Origin of the sequence: Streptomyces sp. MK7 (assembly GCF_032658145.1) — a bacterium.
Lineage (GTDB): Bacteria > Actinomycetota > Actinomycetes > Streptomycetales > Streptomycetaceae > Streptomyces > Streptomyces spiralis.
On the sequence record NZ_JAVACL010000002.1, the window covers coordinates 154,123 to 171,330 of the forward strand.

13 protein-coding genes, 2 tRNA genes and 3 pseudogenes are annotated in these 17,208 nt (G+C 71.2%); 6 read left to right on the forward strand and 12 right to left on the reverse strand.

From position 1 onward, the window contains the following. The first annotated feature begins 203 nt into the window (after window positions 1-203). Window positions 204-2,402 (forward strand): elongation factor G-like protein EF-G2, encoded by a 2,199-nt coding sequence (locus R2S09_RS03365; protein ID WP_306188558.1) that lies wholly within the window; start codon window positions 204-206, stop codon window positions 2,400-2,402. A 247-nt stretch (window positions 2,403-2,649) separates the two neighbouring features. Next, on the forward strand, window positions 2,650-4,305 hold the full coding sequence (locus R2S09_RS03370; protein WP_316739694.1) for a hypothetical protein: 1,656 nt from the start codon (window positions 2,650-2,652) through the stop codon (window positions 4,303-4,305). A gap of 127 nt (window positions 4,306-4,432) precedes the next feature. Here R2S09_RS03370 and R2S09_RS03375 read toward each other — a convergent pair whose 3' ends face one another. The 4 genes from R2S09_RS03375 to R2S09_RS03390 all read right to left on the reverse strand — a co-directional run bounded on the left by R2S09_RS03375 (window position 4,433) and on the right by R2S09_RS03390 (window position 9,214). Further along, a complete protein-coding gene (locus tag R2S09_RS03375) occupies window positions 4,433-4,981 on the reverse strand; it encodes an HIT domain-containing protein (RefSeq protein WP_306188561.1) in 549 nt (182 codons plus the stop codon). Window positions 4,982-5,085: 104 nt separating this feature from the next. Continuing rightward, on the reverse strand, window positions 5,086-7,062 hold the full coding sequence (gene thrS, locus R2S09_RS03380) for a threonine--tRNA ligase (RefSeq protein ID WP_306188562.1): 1,977 nt from the start codon (window positions 7,060-7,062) through the stop codon (window positions 5,086-5,088). Between the two features lie 359 nt (window positions 7,063-7,421). Then, a complete protein-coding gene (locus R2S09_RS03385) occupies window positions 7,422-8,651 on the reverse strand; it encodes a hypothetical protein (RefSeq protein WP_306188564.1) in 1,230 nt (409 codons plus the stop codon). After that, window positions 8,648-9,214 (reverse strand): DUF4365 domain-containing protein, encoded by a 567-nt coding sequence (locus tag R2S09_RS03390; RefSeq protein ID WP_306188565.1) that lies wholly within the window; start codon window positions 9,212-9,214, stop codon window positions 8,648-8,650. The genes R2S09_RS03385 and R2S09_RS03390 overlap by 4 nt, the downstream gene beginning before the upstream one ends. Window positions 9,215-9,416: 202 nt before the next feature. Here R2S09_RS03390 and R2S09_RS03395 point away from each other — a divergent pair, with 202 nt between their 5' ends. Then, on the forward strand, window positions 9,417-10,145 hold the full coding sequence (locus tag R2S09_RS03395; RefSeq protein WP_306188610.1) for a 3'-5' exonuclease: 729 nt from the start codon (window positions 9,417-9,419) through the stop codon (window positions 10,143-10,145). A gap of 348 nt (window positions 10,146-10,493) precedes the next feature. Continuing rightward, on the forward strand, window positions 10,494-12,659 hold the full coding sequence (locus tag R2S09_RS03400) for a cellulose binding domain-containing protein (RefSeq protein ID WP_316739695.1): 2,166 nt from the start codon (window positions 10,494-10,496) through the stop codon (window positions 12,657-12,659). Window positions 12,660-12,748: 89 nt separating this feature from the next. On the opposite strand, the gene R2S09_RS03405 is transcribed toward R2S09_RS03400, so the two are convergent. From R2S09_RS03405 to R2S09_RS03430, 6 genes and pseudogenes are all read right to left on the reverse strand, one after another. Next, window positions 12,749-12,820 (reverse strand) — tRNA-Val (locus R2S09_RS03405). A 39-nt stretch (window positions 12,821-12,859) separates the two neighbouring features. Further along, window positions 12,860-13,306, reverse strand: coding sequence for an SRPBCC family protein (locus tag R2S09_RS03410; protein WP_316739696.1), 447 nt, complete (start codon window positions 13,304-13,306; stop codon window positions 12,860-12,862). Between the two features lie 138 nt (window positions 13,307-13,444). Beyond that, window positions 13,445-13,774, reverse strand: a pseudogene (locus R2S09_RS03415) (Tat pathway signal sequence domain protein); the annotation flags it as partial. A gap of 24 nt (window positions 13,775-13,798) precedes the next feature. Beyond that, the gene (locus tag R2S09_RS03420; protein WP_306188568.1) at window positions 13,799-14,317 is read right to left on the reverse strand and encodes a hypothetical protein; all 519 of its coding nucleotides are present in this window, start codon (window positions 14,315-14,317) and stop codon (window positions 13,799-13,801) included. 13 nt (window positions 14,318-14,330) lie between these two features. Continuing rightward, a pseudogene (locus R2S09_RS03425) lies at window positions 14,331-14,633 on the reverse strand (carbohydrate ABC transporter permease); the annotation flags it as partial. Between the two features lies 1 nt (window position 14,634). Beyond that, window positions 14,635-15,491: pseudogene (locus R2S09_RS03430) on the reverse strand (ABC transporter substrate-binding protein); the annotation flags it as partial. 135 nt (window positions 15,492-15,626) lie between these two features. On the opposite strand from R2S09_RS03430, the gene R2S09_RS03435 reads away from it, so the two are divergent. After that, window positions 15,627-16,004 carry a hypothetical protein gene (locus R2S09_RS03435; RefSeq protein WP_316739697.1) on the forward strand — a complete coding sequence of 126 codons (378 nt, stop codon included), beginning with the start codon at window positions 15,627-15,629 and terminating at the stop codon, window positions 16,002-16,004. Here R2S09_RS03435 and R2S09_RS03440 read toward each other — a convergent pair. Together R2S09_RS03440 and R2S09_RS03445 are read right to left on the reverse strand one after the other, a co-directional pair. Next, window positions 15,978-16,049 (reverse strand) — tRNA-Val (locus R2S09_RS03440). The genes R2S09_RS03435 and R2S09_RS03440 overlap by 27 nt on opposite strands. Window positions 16,050-16,117: 68 nt before the next feature. Beyond that, a complete protein-coding gene (locus R2S09_RS03445; protein WP_306188569.1) occupies window positions 16,118-16,582 on the reverse strand; it encodes a TIGR02611 family protein in 465 nt (154 codons plus the stop codon). A gap of 199 nt (window positions 16,583-16,781) precedes the next feature. Between R2S09_RS03445 and R2S09_RS03450 the strand changes: the two genes are divergently transcribed. After that, entirely contained in the window at window positions 16,782-17,195 is a 414-nt protein-coding gene (locus R2S09_RS03450; RefSeq protein WP_004002642.1) for an SsgA family sporulation/cell division regulator, read from the forward strand. The last annotated feature ends 13 nt before the right edge of the window (window positions 17,196-17,208 follow it).

Below are 17,208 nucleotides of genomic sequence, written 5' to 3' on the forward strand. Positions count from 1 at the left end.
GGCCCGGCGCGCGCGCCCGCGGCCCGCAGGCGCCGGTTGACGCTGTGTGACGGCCGGTCCGGGCGGGATCGGGTCGTTCGTATGGACGCGGCATGACGGGAGTGGAAAGCTCGAATCAACCGCGGGCGTCGCAGGAGCCGCCAGTGACGCGGTGCCGCGTGTCCGCGCCCACAGTGACCTCACCGTGCACGGGAGGCAGGATCATGGGCGACAAGGCGCACACACACCCCGGAGCCGCCGGCAGGGCGATGGCGGCCGACCAACCCACGTCCCTACGGAATGTGGTGCTGGTCGGCCACTCCGGTTCGGGCAAGACGACCCTGGTGGAGGCTCTCGCGCTGACGGCGGGAGCGGTGAACCGGGCGGGCCGCGTCGAGGACGGCGGCTGCGTCTCGGACTACGACGAGATCGAGCACCGGCAGCAGCGCTCGGTGCAGCTCTCCCTGGTGCCGGTGGAATGGGACGGCATCAAGATCAACCTACTGGACACCCCCGGCTACGCGGACTTCGTCGGGGAGCTCCGGGCCGGTCTGCGCGCGGCGGACGCGGCCCTCTTCGTCGTCTCGGCCTCCGACGGTGTGGACGGCTCGACCCGGATGGTGTGGGAGGAGTGCGCGGCCGTCGGGATGCCGAGGGCCATCGTGATCACCCACTTGGAGGCCGCCCGCGCGGACTTCGAGGAGATGACCCGGGTGTGCGCCGAGGCCTTCGGCGCGGACGACCCCGACGCGGTGCTGCCGCTCTACCTGCCGCTGCACGGCCCCGAGGGCCCCGACGGGCACATGCCCGTGACGGGACTGGTCGGGCTGCTGACGCAGAAGCTGTTCGACTACTCGACCGGGGAGCGCAAGGAGTCCGAACCGGGCGAGGACCAGCTGCCGCGCATGGACGAGGCCCGTGCCCGGCTGATCGAGGGGATCATCTCCGAGAGCGAGGACGAGACCCTCATGGACCGCTACCTCGGCGGCGAGCAGGTCGACCTCGAGACCCTGATCAAGGATCTGGAGCGGGCCGTCGCGCGCGGGGTCTTCCACCCCGTGCTGGCCGCCGCCCCCGCGGCCGAGGGCGCGAAACAGGGCATCGGCACGGTTGAGCTCCTGGAACTGATCACCCGGGGCTTCCCCACTCCGCTGGAGCGCGAGGCGCCCGTCGTCACCACGCTCGACGGCAAGCCGCGCGAGCTGGCGCCGTGCGACCCGGACGGGCCGCTGGTCGCCGAGGTCGTCAAGACCTCCTCCGACCCCTACGTCGGCCGGGTCTCCCTCGTCCGGATCTTCTCCGGCACTCTGCGGCCCGACCAGACGGTGCACGTCTCCGGGCACGGGCTGACCGACCGCGGCCACGAGGACCACGACGTCGACGAGCGCGTGGGCGCCCTGTCGATGCCGTTCGGCAAGCAGCAGCGGCCCGTGACGCACGCCGTCGCGGGTGACCTCGTGTCCGTGGCGAAACTGGGCCGCGCCGAGACCGGTGACACCCTCTCCGCCAAGGACGACCCGCTGCTGATGGCCCCGTGGGAGATGCCGGACCCGCTGCTGCCGCTCGCCATCCAGGCGCACAGCAAGGCCGACGAGGACAAGCTCTCCCAGGGCCTGGCACGGCTGGTCGCCGAGGACCCGACGATGCGCCTGGAACAGAACCAGGACACCCACCAGGTGGTCCTGTGGTGCCTGGGCGAGGCCCACGCGGATGTCGCCCTGGAGCGGCTGCGCAGCCGCTACGGCGTGCAGGTCGACGTCGTGCCGCACCGGGTCTCCCTCCGGGAGACGTTCGCGAACCGGTCCGCGGGGCGCGGCCGGCACGTCAAGCAGTCCGGTGGGCACGGTCAGTACGCGATCTGCGAGATCGAGGTGGAGCCGCTGCCGGGCGGTTCGGGCATCGAGTTCGTCGACAAGGTCGTCGGCGGGGCGGTGCCCCGGCAGTTCATCCCGTCGGTGGAGAAGGGCGTGCGCGCCCAGGCCGCGAAGGGGGTCGCCGCCGGGCATCCGCTGATCGACGTCCGGGTCACGCTGCTGGACGGCAAGGCGCACTCGGTGGACTCCTCCGACGCCGCGTTCCAGACGGCGGGCGCGCTGGCGCTGCGGGAGGCCGCGGCGGACGCGAAGATCCATCTGCTGGAGCCGGTGGCCGAGGTGAGCGTGCTGGTCGGGGACGACTACGTGGGCGCCGTGATGAGCGACCTGTCCGGGCGGCGCGGCCGGGTGCTGGGCACCGAACAGGTCGGCAGCGGGCGCACGCTGGTGCGTGCCGAGGTGCCCGAGATCGAGATCGGCCGGTACGCGGTCGACCTGCGGTCCCTGTCGCACGGCACGGCCCGCTTCGACCGCCGCTACGCCCGGCACGAGCCGATGCCGCCACAGGTCGCCGACCGGGTCCGCGAACAGGAGCGCGAGGCCTCGTAGTCGGCGCGCCCGGCGCACAACCGGGCGTCCGCGCAAGGCTGCGGAACGCTTCGCTCCGCAACAGCCCCGACAGGCGGGCGGCTTCGGCCGTCCGCCTCCGCGTGTCAGTGGCTGCGGATACGCTGATGACCTGATCAACAGGTGTGCGGGGCAGGGAAGTCGGGAAGGCCGCAAGGGTCTGCCTGATACCCGGCAGGAATTGTCAGACGGGCCGCGGACGCGGACGCGGCGGCAGTGGGGGCGGTCAGTGACGGACGGATTCGATTTCAGTCCCGGGGCACAGGTGCCCCTGTCGGGTGCGGCGGGACAGACGGCGGCGACCTACGCGCTGGCCGCGGCCGCCTACCGGGACGACGAAGTGGCCCGGATCAAGGAAGCCGACAACGAATGGCACCAGTCCGAGGTCAAGCCGCCTCGCCCGTGGGCGAAGATCTTCCGCCCGCTGCTCGGTGAGGCCTACGCCCGTGCGGTGATCGACCGCATGCTGGGCGCCGGGCGCAAGCCGCTCATCCAGTCCTTCGGCCTGGAACCCCAGGTCGTCGTCGAGCACTGCCTGGCGGCCCACCGCATCCGCCGTGAGCGCGACAACTGGCTCACCGCGGTGACCGTGCTGTGCGGGGTGCTCTTCCTGCCCGGGTTCCTGGTCTGGCTGCTGGTCTTCACCCTGCGCACCACGATGAGCAGGCGGGAGGACAAGCGCGCCGGCCTGCTCGCCACGCTCTTGCTGGTCGCCGTGGGCGCCCTCGCCGTGCTGTTCCTGATCAGGCTGCCGTTCCACGGCTTCTGGGCGTGGTACGCGCGCGTGGCGGTCGTCATGCCGGTCGTCGGCTGGTTCTGGGCCCGGCAGATCTGTGAGCGCACCGCGCGGGATCTGCGGGGGCGCTGGGAGAGCCTGCTGTCGGGCGGCGCCGTGGGTGCCAAGATCCCCGAGGCGGTGCCCGGGAACCCCGGCGACGCGGCCGAGCAGGTCCGCAAGGAGCTCGCCCGGCTCAGCGCCGAGCAGCGGTCCAACTCGGTCTTCTACGCCGGCCCCAAGGGCATACTCGGCATGGGCACACGGTGGGGCAGCTGGCAGCTGGCCGAGGACCTGGTCTCGGCGGAGCCGGGCAAGGACTTCCACCCGTTCCGCAGCTGGGACGTGATCACCGCGATCCAGGGCGGGCTGGCCATGCTGGAGCGCACCCCGATCAACACCGGTGGCTTCCCCAAGCCGTCCATCACGCACTGGATCGTCACACCGATCGGGGAGAAGGCCAAGGAGGTCTCCCGGCCCAGCGGCACGGACGTGGAGGCGTACACGATCCGGACGCACGCCATACAGGACATCTGCAACAAGCAGCAGTTCGGCAGCGGCGACCGGCACTACCTCGGCGTGCAGTGGACGCTGTGGGACGGCCACCTGGTGATCACCATGCTGATCACCGTGACGGTGCTGCACGACACCCTGCGCATCGAGGTCACCGGGCATGCCCTGGGCCCGCTCAACCCCTTGTTCAACGAGAAGCCCGCGGCCAAGGAGAAGGAGGTGCAGAAGCCGTTCCGGTTCTGGGAGACCCGCAAGGTGAAGCTGCCGCTGGTCGACACCGACGAGGTGGTACGTCTCGCCGCCCGCGCACCCCTGACCTGGTACCCGCCGCTGCTCAACTGGCTCGGCGGCAGCCTGACCCTCCCCGAGCCGTTCGGCCTGCGGCACGCCTGGGCCGACCAGCCCTGGCGCCATCGGTTCATGGCCGACGACGCGCTGCGCGCTGCCACTCCCGTGCTGCGGGTGGTGCACGCGGCGGCGCTCAGGACCCTCAGGGAGAACGGCGTGGACGTGGAGAAGTTCGGCACCCGCTCGTCGATCCTCAGCGGGAATGTGCAGGACGTGATCCCGAAGAAGGCGGACGTCTACGACGCGTGATGCCTCCGGCGGTCAGGGGGCCGGGCAGGGAGGCGGATGACCGTTCCAGGGTTACGGGTGACCGTTCCGGAGGTTGCGGGTGACCGTTGCGGGGGCGCTGCCCCCGTACCCCGCTCGGTGCCCCGGCTCATGCCGTCGGCCAGGCCTCCGCCAGCATCTTCCTGGTGTCGGCCAGCAGCTGCGGCAGCACCCTGGTGTGGCCGACGACCGGCATGAAGTTCGTGTCGCCGCCCCAGCGGGGCACGATGTGCTGATGCAGATGGGCCGCGATGCCGGCGCCGGCGACCGTGCCCTGGTTCATGCCGATGTTGAAGCCGTGGGCGCCGGAGGCGGTGCGCAGGGCCCGCATGGCCTGCTTGGTCAGCTCCGCAAGCTCGGCCGTCTCCGCCTCGGTGAGGTCGGTGTAGTCCGCGACGTGGCGGTACGGCACGGTCATCAGGTGGCCGCCGTTGTACGGGTACAGGTTGAGCACCGCGTACACCTGCTCACCGCGCCGGACGATCAGCCCGTCCTCGTCGGACTTGGCCGGTATGGCGCAGAAGGGGCAGCCGTCTCCGGCCCCGGGGCCGCTGGGCTTGTTCTCGCCCTGGATGTAGGCCATCCGGTGGGGCGTCCACAGGCGCTGGAACGCGTCCTGCGTCCCCACTCCGATCTGCTGCTCCGGCTCACGCGTCATGCGTGCAGCATATGGCGTCGGGCCCTGGCCCAGGGCCCGGCCCCCGGTGAGGCAGATCACCGGGGGCCGGGCCGTACGGCTGCCGTGGCCGCCGCCGTCGCCGATCAGACCTGTACGCGGTCCTCGACGACCTTCACGATCTTCGCGATGGCCTCGTCGATCGGGATGCCGTTCTCCTGGGAGCCGTCGCGGTAGCGGAAGGAGACGGCGTTGTTCGCCATGTCCTCGTCGCCCGCGATGACCATGAAGGGGACCTTCTGCTTCTGGGCGTTGCGGATCTTCTTCTGCATCCGGTCCGAGGAGGAGTCGACCTCGACGCGCAGGCCCTTCTTCTTCGCCTCCGCGGCGAACTTCTCCAGGTACTCCACGTGCGCGTCGCCGATCGGGATGCCGATCGCCTGCACCGGGGCGAGCCACGCCGGGAACGCACCCGCGTAGTGCTCGAGAAGCACGGCGAAGAACCGCTCGATGGAGCCGAACAGCGCGCGGTGGATCATGACCGGACGCTGCTTGGAGCCGTCGGCGGCCGTGTACTCCAGGTCGAAGCGCTCCGGCAGGTTGAAGTCGAGCTGGATCGTCGACATCTGCCAGGTGCGGCCGATGGCGTCCTTGGACTGGACGGAGATCTTCGGGCCGTAGAAGGCGGCGCCGCCCGGGTCCGGGACCAGCGGCAGGCCCTGCTTCTCGGCGACCTGGCGGAGGGCCTCGGTGGCCTCCTCCCAGGCCTCGTCGGAACCCACGAACTTCTCCGGGTCCTTGGTGGACAGCTCCAGGTAGAAGTCGGTCAGACCGTAGTCGCGCAGCAGGTTCAGCACGAAGGTGAGCGTCTTGTCGAGCTCGTCGGCCATCTGCTCACGGGTGCAGTAGATGTGCGCGTCGTCCTGGGTGAAGCCGCGGGCGCGGGTCAGGCCGTGCACGACGCCCGACTTCTCGTACCGGTACACGGTCCCGAACTCGAACAGACGCAGCGGCAGTTCACGGTAGGAGCGGCCGCGCGCGTCGAAGATCAGGTTGTGCATCGGGCAGTTCATGGGCTTGAGGTAGTAGTCCACGCCCTCGTCGAGCTGCATGGGCGGGTACATGCCGTCGGCGTACCAGTCCAGGTGGCCCGAGGTCTCGAAGAGCTTCCCCTTCGTCGCGTGCGGGGTGTAGACGAACTCGTAGCCCTCCTCCTCGTGGCGGCGCCGCGAGTAGTCCTCCATGACCCGGCGGACGATGCCGCCCTTGGGGTGGAAGACGGCGAGGCCAGAGCCGATCTGCTCGGGGATGGAGAACAGGTCGAGCTCGTGGCCCAGCTTGCGGTGGTCACGCTTCTCGGCCTCGACGAGGAAGTCCAGGTACTGCTTCAGCTCGTCCTTGGACGGCCATGCGGTGCCGTAGATGCGCTGGAGCATCGGGTTCTTCTCGCTGCCGCGCCAGTAGGCGCCCGCGTTGCGCATCAGCTTGAACGCGGGGATCAGGCGGGTGGAGGGCAGGTGGGGACCGCGGCAGAGGTCCTTCCAGCACAGCTCGCCGGTCTTGGCGTCCAGGTTGTCGTAGATCGTCAGCTCGCCGGCGCCGACTTCGACATCCGCGCCGTCCTCGGCGGAGGCCGAGCCCTTGAGGCCGATCAGCTCCAGCTTGTACGGCTCGTTCGCCAGCTCCTCGCGGGCCTGCTCGTCGGTGACCACGCGGCGGGAGAACCTCTGCCCCCGCTTCTGGATCTCCTGCATCTTCTTCTCGATGGCCTTGAGGTCATCGGGGTGGAAGGGCCTGTCGACGTCGAAGTCGTAGTAGAAGCCGTCCTTGACGGGCGGGCCGATGCCCAGCTTGGCCTCGGGGAAGAGCTCCTGCACGGCCTGCGCCATGACGTGCGCGGTGGAGTGGCGCAGGATGTTCAGGCCGTCCTCGGAGGAGATCTCGACGCCCTCGACGGTCTCGCCGTCCTTGACCTCGTAGGCGAGGTCCTTCAGCTCTCCCCCGACGCGGGCGGCGATGATCGAGCGCTCGCCGGCGAAGAGGTCGGCGGCCGTAGTGCCCGTCGTCACCGTGCGCTCTTCCCGCTCGGAATCGCGTTGGATGATCACACGGACGTCTGACACCGGTCTCTCCTGACTGCAGGTGGGGTGCGGCGCCATACCGGGAGCGCGCGCAATAAGCGATCGTACCGACCCCGGGCCCCCGACCGCGAAACGGTCTTCCCCGGCCGGGTCCCCGCTCGGTCCTCCCGGCCCGCGGCTCAGGGCCTGTCCGGCGGATCACGGCGCGGACGCGGGGCCCGGCACGCCCGTCCGCGGCGTCGCCGCCGGTCGCCGGCTCCCCCAGCGCCGGACGAGCAGGTGCCCCCATCGCGTCGACGCCTCCCCGCCGTGCAGCTGTACGCACGAGCCCCGAGCCATCCGGCTTGACCGGCGCCGCTCCTCACCTGCACCTCGATCCGCCGGACACCCCCTGGTCGCCCCTAATCGCGGTCCTCGTCCGGGTCTTCCTCGCCGAAGAAGTCGGTGTCGTCCGTGGCCTCCTGGAGGGACTTCATCAGCCGGTCGCGTTCCTCGTCGTCCACCCGGACCGGGGCGACCTCGCAGGCGCCGGTGAGGCGGCGGAAGCCGCCTCGGCTCTCCAGGCGGCCCAGGACGCGGACCGGCAGGCCCACCAGGTGGGCGTGGCCGGCGATGCGGTAGTCCTCCTCCTCCAGGGCCACGCGGACGTAGGGCACCTCGGCGCCGGAGATCACCCGCAGCCGTACGGTGCCCTCACCGTGCGGCTGCGACCGGCGCAGGCGGACCACGGTGCCGGTGATCCGGACGGGCACGGACGGCTCCGCGCGCAGATAGCGGGCGCCGGCCTCGCGCAGCACGGGCAGGTCGCCCGGCGAGAACTCGACGGTCCCGGCGGCGCAGTCCGCGGGCACACCGGCGGCGGGCGCCCAGTCGACCGTGATCCTGGCTCCCTCGGTGCCGCGCACCAGCGCGACCAGGGCCTCGGTGAGCTCACGGCTGGCACCGGCCCGTACGGCGCCGTCGAAGGCGTCCAGGGCGCCGGTGGCGCGCCGGTAGTCGACGGCCTCGCGCACGGCGTACAGGGCCTGGTGGAGCCGTACGGCGAGCGGCCGGGCCGGGGCGACCGGGACGAAGGCGGTCAGGCTGCGGCCGCCGGCCGCGGAACCGACGAGGACGTGGTCCAGGGAGGCCGCGGCCGAGCGCCGGTGCCGGGCGCCGTAGTAGCCGGCCCGGGCGCGCGTGGCGAGCGCGGCGGCCAGCAGCATCTGCCGGGCGGCGCCGCGCAGCCGCTCCTCGACGGTCCAGGGCGCGGTGCCCGCCGGGCCGCCCGGGACGTCCCGCCACCAGTGGATCTCGTCGCTGGGCACGGCGAGCGCGACCAGCACCGCGTGGCCGGACGGCGTGCCGCTGCGTGCCAGGGCGTCGAGCGCCTCCCCGAGCAGGTCGTCGCTGTCGGGGAAGGCGCGGCTGACGGGCACCAGCAGGCTCGTCCCGGCGCCGCCCGGCCCCGGCGGCGTCCAGCGGCCGTAGCGTCCGGCGGATCCGCCGCGCCGCTGCCAGCCGTGGCGCAGCAGCAGGGCGGCGAGCACGGCGGGGTCGACGTCGGCGGGCCGGGGAGGACGGTCCCAGGGAGCGTCGACGGGGTGCGGGCGCACCGGGCGCAGCGGCTCGTCGACGGGGCGGTGCGTCATGGTCTGCCTCCGGTCCCGACCCGCGTCATGATCTCGCACAGGGCCCGGTCGTCGAAAATCCGCGAGGTTGGTACGCGCACGGTGGTGCGGTGCCGGCCGGTGATCGGGTGGCCGGCCAGGTTGACCCAGTAGCAGCAGTGCCTGAGGTCGAGCCGGTCGTGCCCGGCCCGCAGCCACTGGTCCTGGGAACGCGGCACGATCATCACGACCAGGATCTTGTGCACGGACACCGGGGTGCGGGCGAGCTTCGCGAGGTGGTCGTTGTCGAGGGTGAAGGAGAAGAAACGTCCCGGCGGGTGGGGTGGCACCTGGTACGTGCACTTCAGCTGCACCTTTATGGTCACCTCGTCGTCGACGGTGTGACCGGGGGCGCTGTGGCTTATGTGCCAGTCGATGCCGTTGTCCGGGAAGGGCTGCGACAGTGAGCAGCCGGCGGCCGCGGCGACCGCGTGCAGATACCCCACCTGCAGTGTCTCCATGCAGGCGGTGGTGGCGAGTGTGCCGCGCAGGGTGCCCGCCCGCTCGGGCAGCAGCCCGCCCCGCTCGGGCTGCGCAACCGTCATGACCAAACAGCCTTCCGCGCCAGGTGAATTTCCGGGTGCATTGCCGGGTGGTTCCCCGCATCCCCGCTGCGGGTCCGTGAACTGCAAAGACCCGTACTCCTGTTGTCTCCTTCCGGCGTACGGCGCAAACGGCCCGGGTATCACCAAACGGGCAGAAGACGGTACGTCAGCTGCCGTGGGTGAGCGAGGAGTTGTGGTCGACATGACGTGCTGCTGGTACGAGGGGCCGCTGGCCGCCTTCGACACCGAGACCACGGGCGTCGACGTCGAGACCGACCGGATCGTGTCGGCCGCCGTCGTCGTCCAGGACGCCCCGGGCGCCCGGCCGCGGACGGCCCGCTGGCTGGTGAACCCGGGAGTGCCGGTGCCCGAGGCGGCGACGGCGGTGCACGGGCTGACGGAGGACCATCTGCACCGCAACGGGCGCTGGCCGGCCCCGGTGATGTACGAGATAGCGGAGGAGCTGGCGGAGCAGGCCGCGCTGGGCCGCCCGCTGGTGGTGATGAACGCGCCGTTCGATCTGACGCTGCTCGACCGGGAGTTGCGCCGCCACCGGGCGTCCTCGCTGGACCGCTGGTTCGAGACGTCGCCGCTGTGCGTGCTGGATCCGCGGGTGCTGGACAAGCACCTGGACCGCTACCGCAAGGGCCGGCGCACCCTCACCGATCTGTGCGCGCACTACGAGGTCGAGTTGGCGGACGCGCACGACGCGGCGGCGGACGCGCTGGCCGCCCTCGAGGTCGTCCGCGCCCTGGGCCGCCGCTTCGCGGCCCGCCTGGACCGCCTGACCCCCGCCGAACTGCACACCCTGCAGACCGGTTGGCACGCGGCACAGGCCCGCGGCCTCCAGGCGTGGTTCGCGCGCAGCGGCACGGAGGAGACGGTGGACCCGGCGTGGCCCCTGCGGCCGGAGCTTCCCGCCGCGGCCTGACACGGTCCTCCGCCGGTGCGCCCGACGGTCTCCGGTGGCGCGCACGGGCGTCATCTCGGGGGCCCGGCGCGATTCCGGCGGGCGCACCGGCACGACTCCGACCGGCGGGGCACACCGGCACGGCTCCGGCGGACACACAGGCCCGTCTCCGGTGGGACGCGGGTGCCCCCCCGTTGCCACGGTTGTGCCCCCGCACGCTTATTGACAGCCGACAGTACCGGCTCGTAACAAGATGGGAGCGCTCCCACGGCCTCGGTCGAGCCTCCCTCACCTCCTCCCACCGTGGATCACGGCGCTCGCACGCAACACGTCCCGCCTCGACCCACCGCGACGAAGGTGAGAACCGCCGTGCACGTTGCTGAACCGCACCTCCCCCCACCGCTGGGCCGCGGGGCCCGGACACCGCTGGGCAGACCGGGATCCACGCGCCGGGCCCTCGCGGCCGCGGCGGCGGCCGCCGCGCTGCTCGCGGGCACCGGCCTCGTCCCTGCCGCCGCGGCCGACACGTCCACCGCCACCGACACGTCCACCGCCTCAGGTACGTCCACCGCGACCGCCACATCCGACGCGGTGGACGTCACCGTCAACGCCGGGCAGGGACTCGGCACCATCCCGGACACCGCCTACGGGCTCAACAGCGCGATCTGGGATGCGCACATGAACACCGCCGACACCCAGGACCTGGTCAAGGCCGCCGGCATCGGCATGCTCCGCTACCCGGGCGGAAGCTACGGCGACATCTACCACTGGAAGACGCACACCGCGCCCGGCGGCTACGTCGCGCCGGGCACCGACTTCGACTCCTTCATGGGCACCGTCCGCAAGGTGGGCGCCCAGCCGATCCTGATCGCCGACTACGGCTCGGGCACGCCCGAGGAGGCGGCCGACTGGGTGCGGTACGCCAACGTCACCAAGGACTACGGCGCCAAGTACTGGGAGGTCGGCAACGAGCTGTACGGCAACGGCCATTACGGCGCCGACTGGGAGACCGACGAGCACGCCGACTCCTCTCCCGCCGCCTACGCCCACGGGGTCGTCGACTACGCCTCCGCCATGAAGGCGGTGGACCCGGCCGTCAAGGTCGGCGCGGTGCTCACCACCCCGGGCAACTGGCCGGACGGTGTGATGGCGAGCGGCGAGAGCGCCGACTGGAACCACACCGTCATCCCGATCGTGGCGGGCAAGGCCGACTTCGTCATCGTGCACTGGTACCCGGGCGGCTCGGACGCGGCCGGGATGCTCCGCACACCGTCCCAGCTCGCGGGCGAGTTGCAGCAGCTGAGGGCGGAACTGGACGCGGCGGGCGCGGGGGACACCCCGATCGCGCTGACCGAGACCAACTCCAACGTCCTGATGGACACCCAGCCCACCGCGCTGTTCGCCGCCGACACGTACTTCACGGCTCTCACCAACGGCGTGTTCACGGTGGACTGGTGGAACACCCACAACGGCCCCGGCGCCGTTTCCACCGCCCCCGACGGGGCCACCGACTACGGCGACATGGGCCTGCTGTCCAGCGGGGGCTGCACCGGCGACGTCTGCGAGCCGCCGGTCAACACCCCGTTCCCGCCGTACTACGCCCTGCAGATGCTGAGCCGGACCGGCCGGCCCGGTGACCAGCTGGTCAACGCGGGATCGACGAGCGAACTGGTGTCCGCGCACGCGGTACGGCAGGCCGACGGCGACCTGAGCGTGCTGCTGATCGACAAGGACCCCTCGGCGTCGCACACCGTGGACCTCCACCTGAGCGGCTACACGGCGGACGGCTCCCCCGCCGACGTGGCGGTCTTCCGAGACCGGGCGTCGTCCATCGACACCGCCACCGGCGACGGCAGGACCCAGACCCTGCCGCCGTACTCGATCACCACCGTCACCCTGCATCCGAAGAGCGGCACCGCCTCCGCGCTGAGCGCGCCGGGCGCCCCGAAGGTCACCTCGGCCACGGACACCACGGCGACCCTGTCGTGGTCCCCGTCCCCCGGCGGCACCCCCGTCCGGTACGAGGTCTACCGCCGGCAGGGCACCACCAGCGAACTGCTCACCGACACGACCTCCACGACGGCGACCGTGCGCAACCTTTCCCCGGGGGCCACGTACACGCTCAACGTGCTGGCCAGGGACGCCGACGGACGGCTGTCACGGGCCTCGGCCCCGGTCACCGTGCGCACCACGTCACCCGCCGAGTCGACCTGCGCGGTGTCGTACCGGTTCATCGGGGGCTGGGGCAGCGGCTTCAACACGGAGGTCACCGTCACCGACACCGGACCGAACCCGATCGACGGCTGGACCCTGGCCTTCTCCTTCCCGGACAGCGGGGTCTCGGTGACGGGGTACTGGAACGCGAAGGTCACCCAGTCGGGCCGGAACGTGATCGCCACCCCGGAGTCGTACAACGGCAAGCTGGCCGCCGACGGCGGGAACTCGGTGTCGTTCGGCATCACCGGTGCCAACTCCGGCGCCTACTCGCCACCGACGGTGTTCACACTCAACGGCACGGTCTGCACCACGGCCTGACCCGGGCCGGCCGGGATCCGGTGCGACCCGGATCCCGATGCCGGACGACAAAAGAGCCGGTCCGCTTGGTGCGGACCGGCTCTTCCCGGTGGGCGATACTGGGTTCGAACCAGTGACCTCTTCGGTGTGAACGAAGCGCTCTCCCACTGAGCTAATCGCCCGGGAACGCACTGAACAATACAGGTCCCGGCGGCCTACGTTCAAACCGCTCCGAGGTACGCCGCCAGCCCGCGCCGCCCGGCACGCATCATCAGCCGGTGGTTGAGCCGGAAGAGCGGCCGCCCCGGCACCGCGAACCGCCTGAGCAGGGGTTTGCGCACGTCGACCTCCTGGTCGTAGCGGGCGACGGTGCCCGTGCCCCGCGCGGTGAGCGTCCAGCGGGCCCAGCCGTCGACGTCGCCGGTCATCGCGGCCTCCAGCACTCCGGCGGCAGGGTCCCGGCGCACCTGGTGTGCGGTGAAGGCCAGGTCGTACGGCAGGAGGGAGCGGATCCGGATCACACCGGTGGTGTCGTCGGTACGACGCACCTCACGCACCTGCCGCCACCAGCGCGGATAGTCCTCGACCCGCTCCAGCGCGGCGAAGACGGCGGCAGGTGGCGCGGGCAGGGTCCACAGGCAGCGGAAGCGGTAGTGGGTCCGGTCCATGGCCGTCAGTCTGCCCGTCCCGGACTTTCGCCCCTCCGTGATCTGAGTACGCGTACTCATGCCGTACGACGTGACGTCGGCCACACTGAGCGCGCGAGCGCCGCCGCCCGTGCGGCGGCGCTCCCCCGACGCCGGCCGGGGCGTCCTGTCGCCGAGCAGCGCCAGGTTCTCGATGGCCGCGAGGCCGTAGAGCGCGGTGTCGTTGCTGGACGCCCAGGCGGCCTCGCCGCCCTCGACCAGGGTGGCCGGCCCGGTCAGCCTCTCGGTCCTCCACGGCGAGGACTCGGTGTAGCCGTCGGAGCCGTGGAACTTGGTCCAGGCGCGCTGGGCGAGCGCGGCGTCACCGGTCTGTACGGCGGTGTAGGCGTCGAGGCGCGAGTGGCCCTGGAAGAGCAGCAGGCTGCCGAAGTCCGAGCCGTAGCGGGCCTTCCGTTCTGCCTTGGTGGCGTTGAAGTAGCGGCAGTAGTCCAGGCAGACCTGGGCACCGCCGGCTCAGCGGCGCCGGTACCGTTCCTCCACGGCGACGGCCGCCGCCGCGACGGTCCCGAGCACCGGGACCGCCAGCGGGGCGATGAACAGGGCGGAGCACACGGTGAGGACCGCTCCGCCGACCAGCAGGAAGGATCCGGCGGGGTCGCGCACGGTACGGCGCCCGGCCGCGCCGAGCAGCTCCCGCCAGCGCTCCCCCGGACTCCAGACGGCCGCCCCGCGCAGTCCGGCCACGGCGACCCCGATCAGCGCGAACAGCCCCGCGGCCCCCATCAGCGGCCCGCCGGGCAGCCCGGTCCGTACGGCCTGGACGTCCACCCAGGCCAGCACCGCGACGACCCAGCCGGCGAGCCCGACCGCCCAGCCTCCGCGCAGGGCGGCCCGGACGTCGGAGGCGAACTCCCGCCGGCCGCCGCCCTGGTGCGTGGCGCGGCGGCGCAGATGCCGGGCTCCGGCGGCGAAGGCTGCCGGGTAGGTGACGACTCCGAGAGAGGCCACCGCGATCCAGACACCGGTCAGCAGACACTCGGCGAAGACAGCCGTCGATGCGGGCGGCCTCGTCCGGTTCGCGGGGCAGGGTGCGCATGAACTGCAGGATGAGGAAGACGAAGAAGGCCTCCGTGGCGAGGTACTTGCCGAGCAGCAGCGGCACGTAGGTGTTGGTCAGCTCCAGCTTCTGGAACATCACGTACTGCGGGATCAGCAGCACGTGGTACGGCAGCAGGAGCGTGCCGATCATGAGGGAGAACAGCAGGTTGCGCCCGGCGAGCCTGATGCGGGCGAAGGCGTACGCCGTCACCGAGGAGGAGATCAGGACGCCGACGACGGCACCGAGCGCGCTCCGTCGTGTAGCGGACGGTGAAGTTGTCCCAGGTGAACTCCGAGGCCCCGTGGCCGGCGGAGAGCGAGGACTTGGGTAGTCCTGGGCGACGACCTTCGGGTCGGTGACGATGCCGGCCTTGACACGGCTGTAGCCGTCCTGCCACCACTCCGTCAGGTCGGCCCTGTCGAAGCCGAGTCCGTCCTTGGTGAAGAACGCCTTGCCGTTCTGGCGGAGGTAGAGGTCGTACAGGTACATGATGCTGAAGCAGCCGGTGTCCCCGGGAACCTTGGTCTTGTCGTGGATCGTCTTCAGGGCCTTGAAGAAGTCGTCCCAGGTCCAGCCGGAGTGCGGCTCCACGCCCGCCTTCTGCCAGACGTTTTTGTCGATCACCAGGGCCATCGTGTCGGAGCCGACCGGAATGCCCAGCTGCTTGCCGTCGACCTCGCCCACCTCGGTGACACCGGCACGGAAGTCGTCCAGCTTGAGATTGCCCGCCTGGATCTGCGGTCTCAGATCGAGCAGGACTCCCCTCTTGTCGTACTTCCGAAGAAAAGTGACGGCGTTTTGGAATACGTCCGGGGGATTTCCACCGGAGGCCTGCGTCTGGAACTTCTCCCAGAAAGACTGATAGGTCTGAAAGTCCGTCTTGACCTTGATCTTCGGGTACTTCTTCTCGAAGAGGGCGATGGTCTGGTCGATCTTCTTGGCGCGCTCCTCTGCACCCCACCACGAGTAACGGATCGTCACCGTCCCGTTCCCGGAACCGCTTTCGCCGCCGCATCCGGTCGTCGCCCCGACCCCGAGCGCGGCCACCGAGGCCCCGGCCGCCTTGAGGATCGTTCGCCTCTCGAGATTCCGGGCGGGTGCCTCCATGCGGGGTGTGTGCGGCCGGCCGTGGCGGGGAGCGGCGTGGAGCTGGGGAGTGCGCGGCAGGGACGGCGTCGGCCGGGGGCGGGGGGCCGGTGCGGCACTTGAGGTGCTTGAGGTGGCTGAGGTGGTCGGTGTGGGATGTCGGGCGACCACCGTGCGGCGTGCGGGCAGCCCGGCGCGGCCGGCGCCAGGGCGTGGTGGCTTTCGCCGTCGACGCTCGCCGGCTTGATCGCCGGATTCGGCGGCCTGGTCGCCGGGTTCGGCCTCCGAGGCCGGACGTCCGACGGCTCCCCGGCCGCCCTCTGGGCGGATCCGCAGGTCCTGCGCGCGTGGGCTGTGAAACAGCTGGTCGGGGTGGTGGCCTCGATCGTCGTGACCGGCGCCGAACGGGCCCCTGGCCCGCCTCCGGAGCCGGCCTCGGAGCTGCGCTGCGGGTCCGCACACGACCGCGGCCCGTCCGCTGGTCGCAGACGGGCCGCCGTGTCCGGGTGGGCGATACTGGGTTCGAACCAGTGACCTCTTCGGTGTGAACGAAGCGCTCTCCCACTGAGCTAATCGCCCGGGCGCAGGAAGAACATTACCGCATGTCAGGGTGTGCCCGGGACCAGAGGCTGCCCCCCGAGGGCCGGTCACTGGTCCTTGATGCTCCAGGGCATGACGAGGCCGAACTTCCAGACGTACACGCCGAGCAGCGCGGCGATGATCACGAGGCCGATCACCGTCAGGATGATGTTGCGGCGGCGTACCTTGGGATCGAGCGCCCGATGGGCCGCCTCGGTGACCTTGCGCTTGGTCCAGCGGAGCACGAGCTGGGCCCACACGAACTCGGTCGCCCAGATCGCCATGCCACCGAAGATCACCACCCAGCCCGGACCGGGCAGCGGGAGCATGACGATGCCCGCGGCGACGACCGCGAGCCCGACGACGAAGACGCCGACCTGCCAGCTCATGTGCAGCACACGCCGTGACCGGATGAACTCGGGCGCCCGCGAACCGAGCCCGCGCCGGTCCTCCCCCTCGCCCGCCTTGGGCTCCATCATCGCTCCGTCCGACGCCGCGGCAACTTCGTTCCGCTCGTCACTCCCCGTATTCATGTGTCTGAACCCTACCGGAGGGAAACCACAAATCGCGTCACCGGAATGGCCCCACCTGCCGCACGGCTTCTCGGCCGGAAGAGTTACCTAAAGCCAGGCAAAACACTCAGAGGGGTTTACAACGGCACCGTAGGTGGCATGTCGATTTCGCCGACGTGCGAATCCCCGAGCGCACACTGAGCGAAAGGCCCTGGCGCTTATGAACACCACGGTCAGCTGCGAGCTGCACCTGCGCCTCGTTGTGTCGAGCGAGTCCTCCCTGCCTGTCCCCGCAGGCCTGCGGTACGACACGGCCGACCCCTACGCCGTGCACGCCACCTTCCACACCGGAGCCGAGGAGACCGTCGAGTGGGTGTTCGCCCGCGACCTCCTCGCCGAGGGGCTTCACCGTCCCACTGGTACCGGCGACGTCCGTGTCTGGCCGTCGCGCAGTCATGGCCAGGGCGTCGTCTGCATCGCCCTGAGCTCCCCGGAGGGCGAGGCCCTGCTGGAGGCCCCAGCGCGGGCCCTGGAGTCCTTCCTGAAGCGAACGGACGCGGCCGTGCCCCCCGGCACGGAGCACCGGCACTTCGATCTGGATCAGGAGCTCTCGCACATCCTCGCGGAAAGTTAACCGACAGGCCCTT

What these genes read in the sequence shown, in the direction of transcription:
- R2S09_RS03365 (WP_306188558.1), top strand. Translation starts at nt 204, where the DNA reads ATGGGCGACAAGGCGCACACACACCCCGGAGCCGCCGGCAGGGCGATG.
- R2S09_RS03375 (WP_306188561.1), bottom strand. Translation starts at nt 4,981, where the DNA reads ATGACGCGTGAGCCGGAGCAGCAGATCGGAGTGGGGACGCAGGACGCG.
- R2S09_RS03385 (WP_306188564.1), bottom strand. Translation starts at nt 8,651, where the DNA reads ATGACGCACCGCCCCGTCGACGAGCCGCTGCGCCCGGTGCGCCCGCAC.
- R2S09_RS03390 (WP_306188565.1), bottom strand. Translation starts at nt 9,214, where the DNA reads ATGACGGTTGCGCAGCCCGAGCGGGGCGGGCTGCTGCCCGAGCGGGCG.
- R2S09_RS03395 (WP_306188610.1), top strand. Translation starts at nt 9,417, where the DNA reads ATGACGTGCTGCTGGTACGAGGGGCCGCTGGCCGCCTTCGACACCGAG.
- R2S09_RS03410 (WP_316739696.1), bottom strand. Translation starts at nt 13,306, where the DNA reads ATGGACCGGACCCACTACCGCTTCCGCTGCCTGTGGACCCTGCCCGCG.
- R2S09_RS03435 (WP_316739697.1), top strand. Translation starts at nt 15,627, where the DNA reads ATGTCGGGCGACCACCGTGCGGCGTGCGGGCAGCCCGGCGCGGCCGGC.
- R2S09_RS03445 (WP_306188569.1), bottom strand. Translation starts at nt 16,582, where the DNA reads ATGAATACGGGGAGTGACGAGCGGAACGAAGTTGCCGCGGCGTCGGAC.
- R2S09_RS03450 (WP_004002642.1), top strand. Translation starts at nt 16,782, where the DNA reads ATGAACACCACGGTCAGCTGCGAGCTGCACCTGCGCCTCGTTGTGTCG.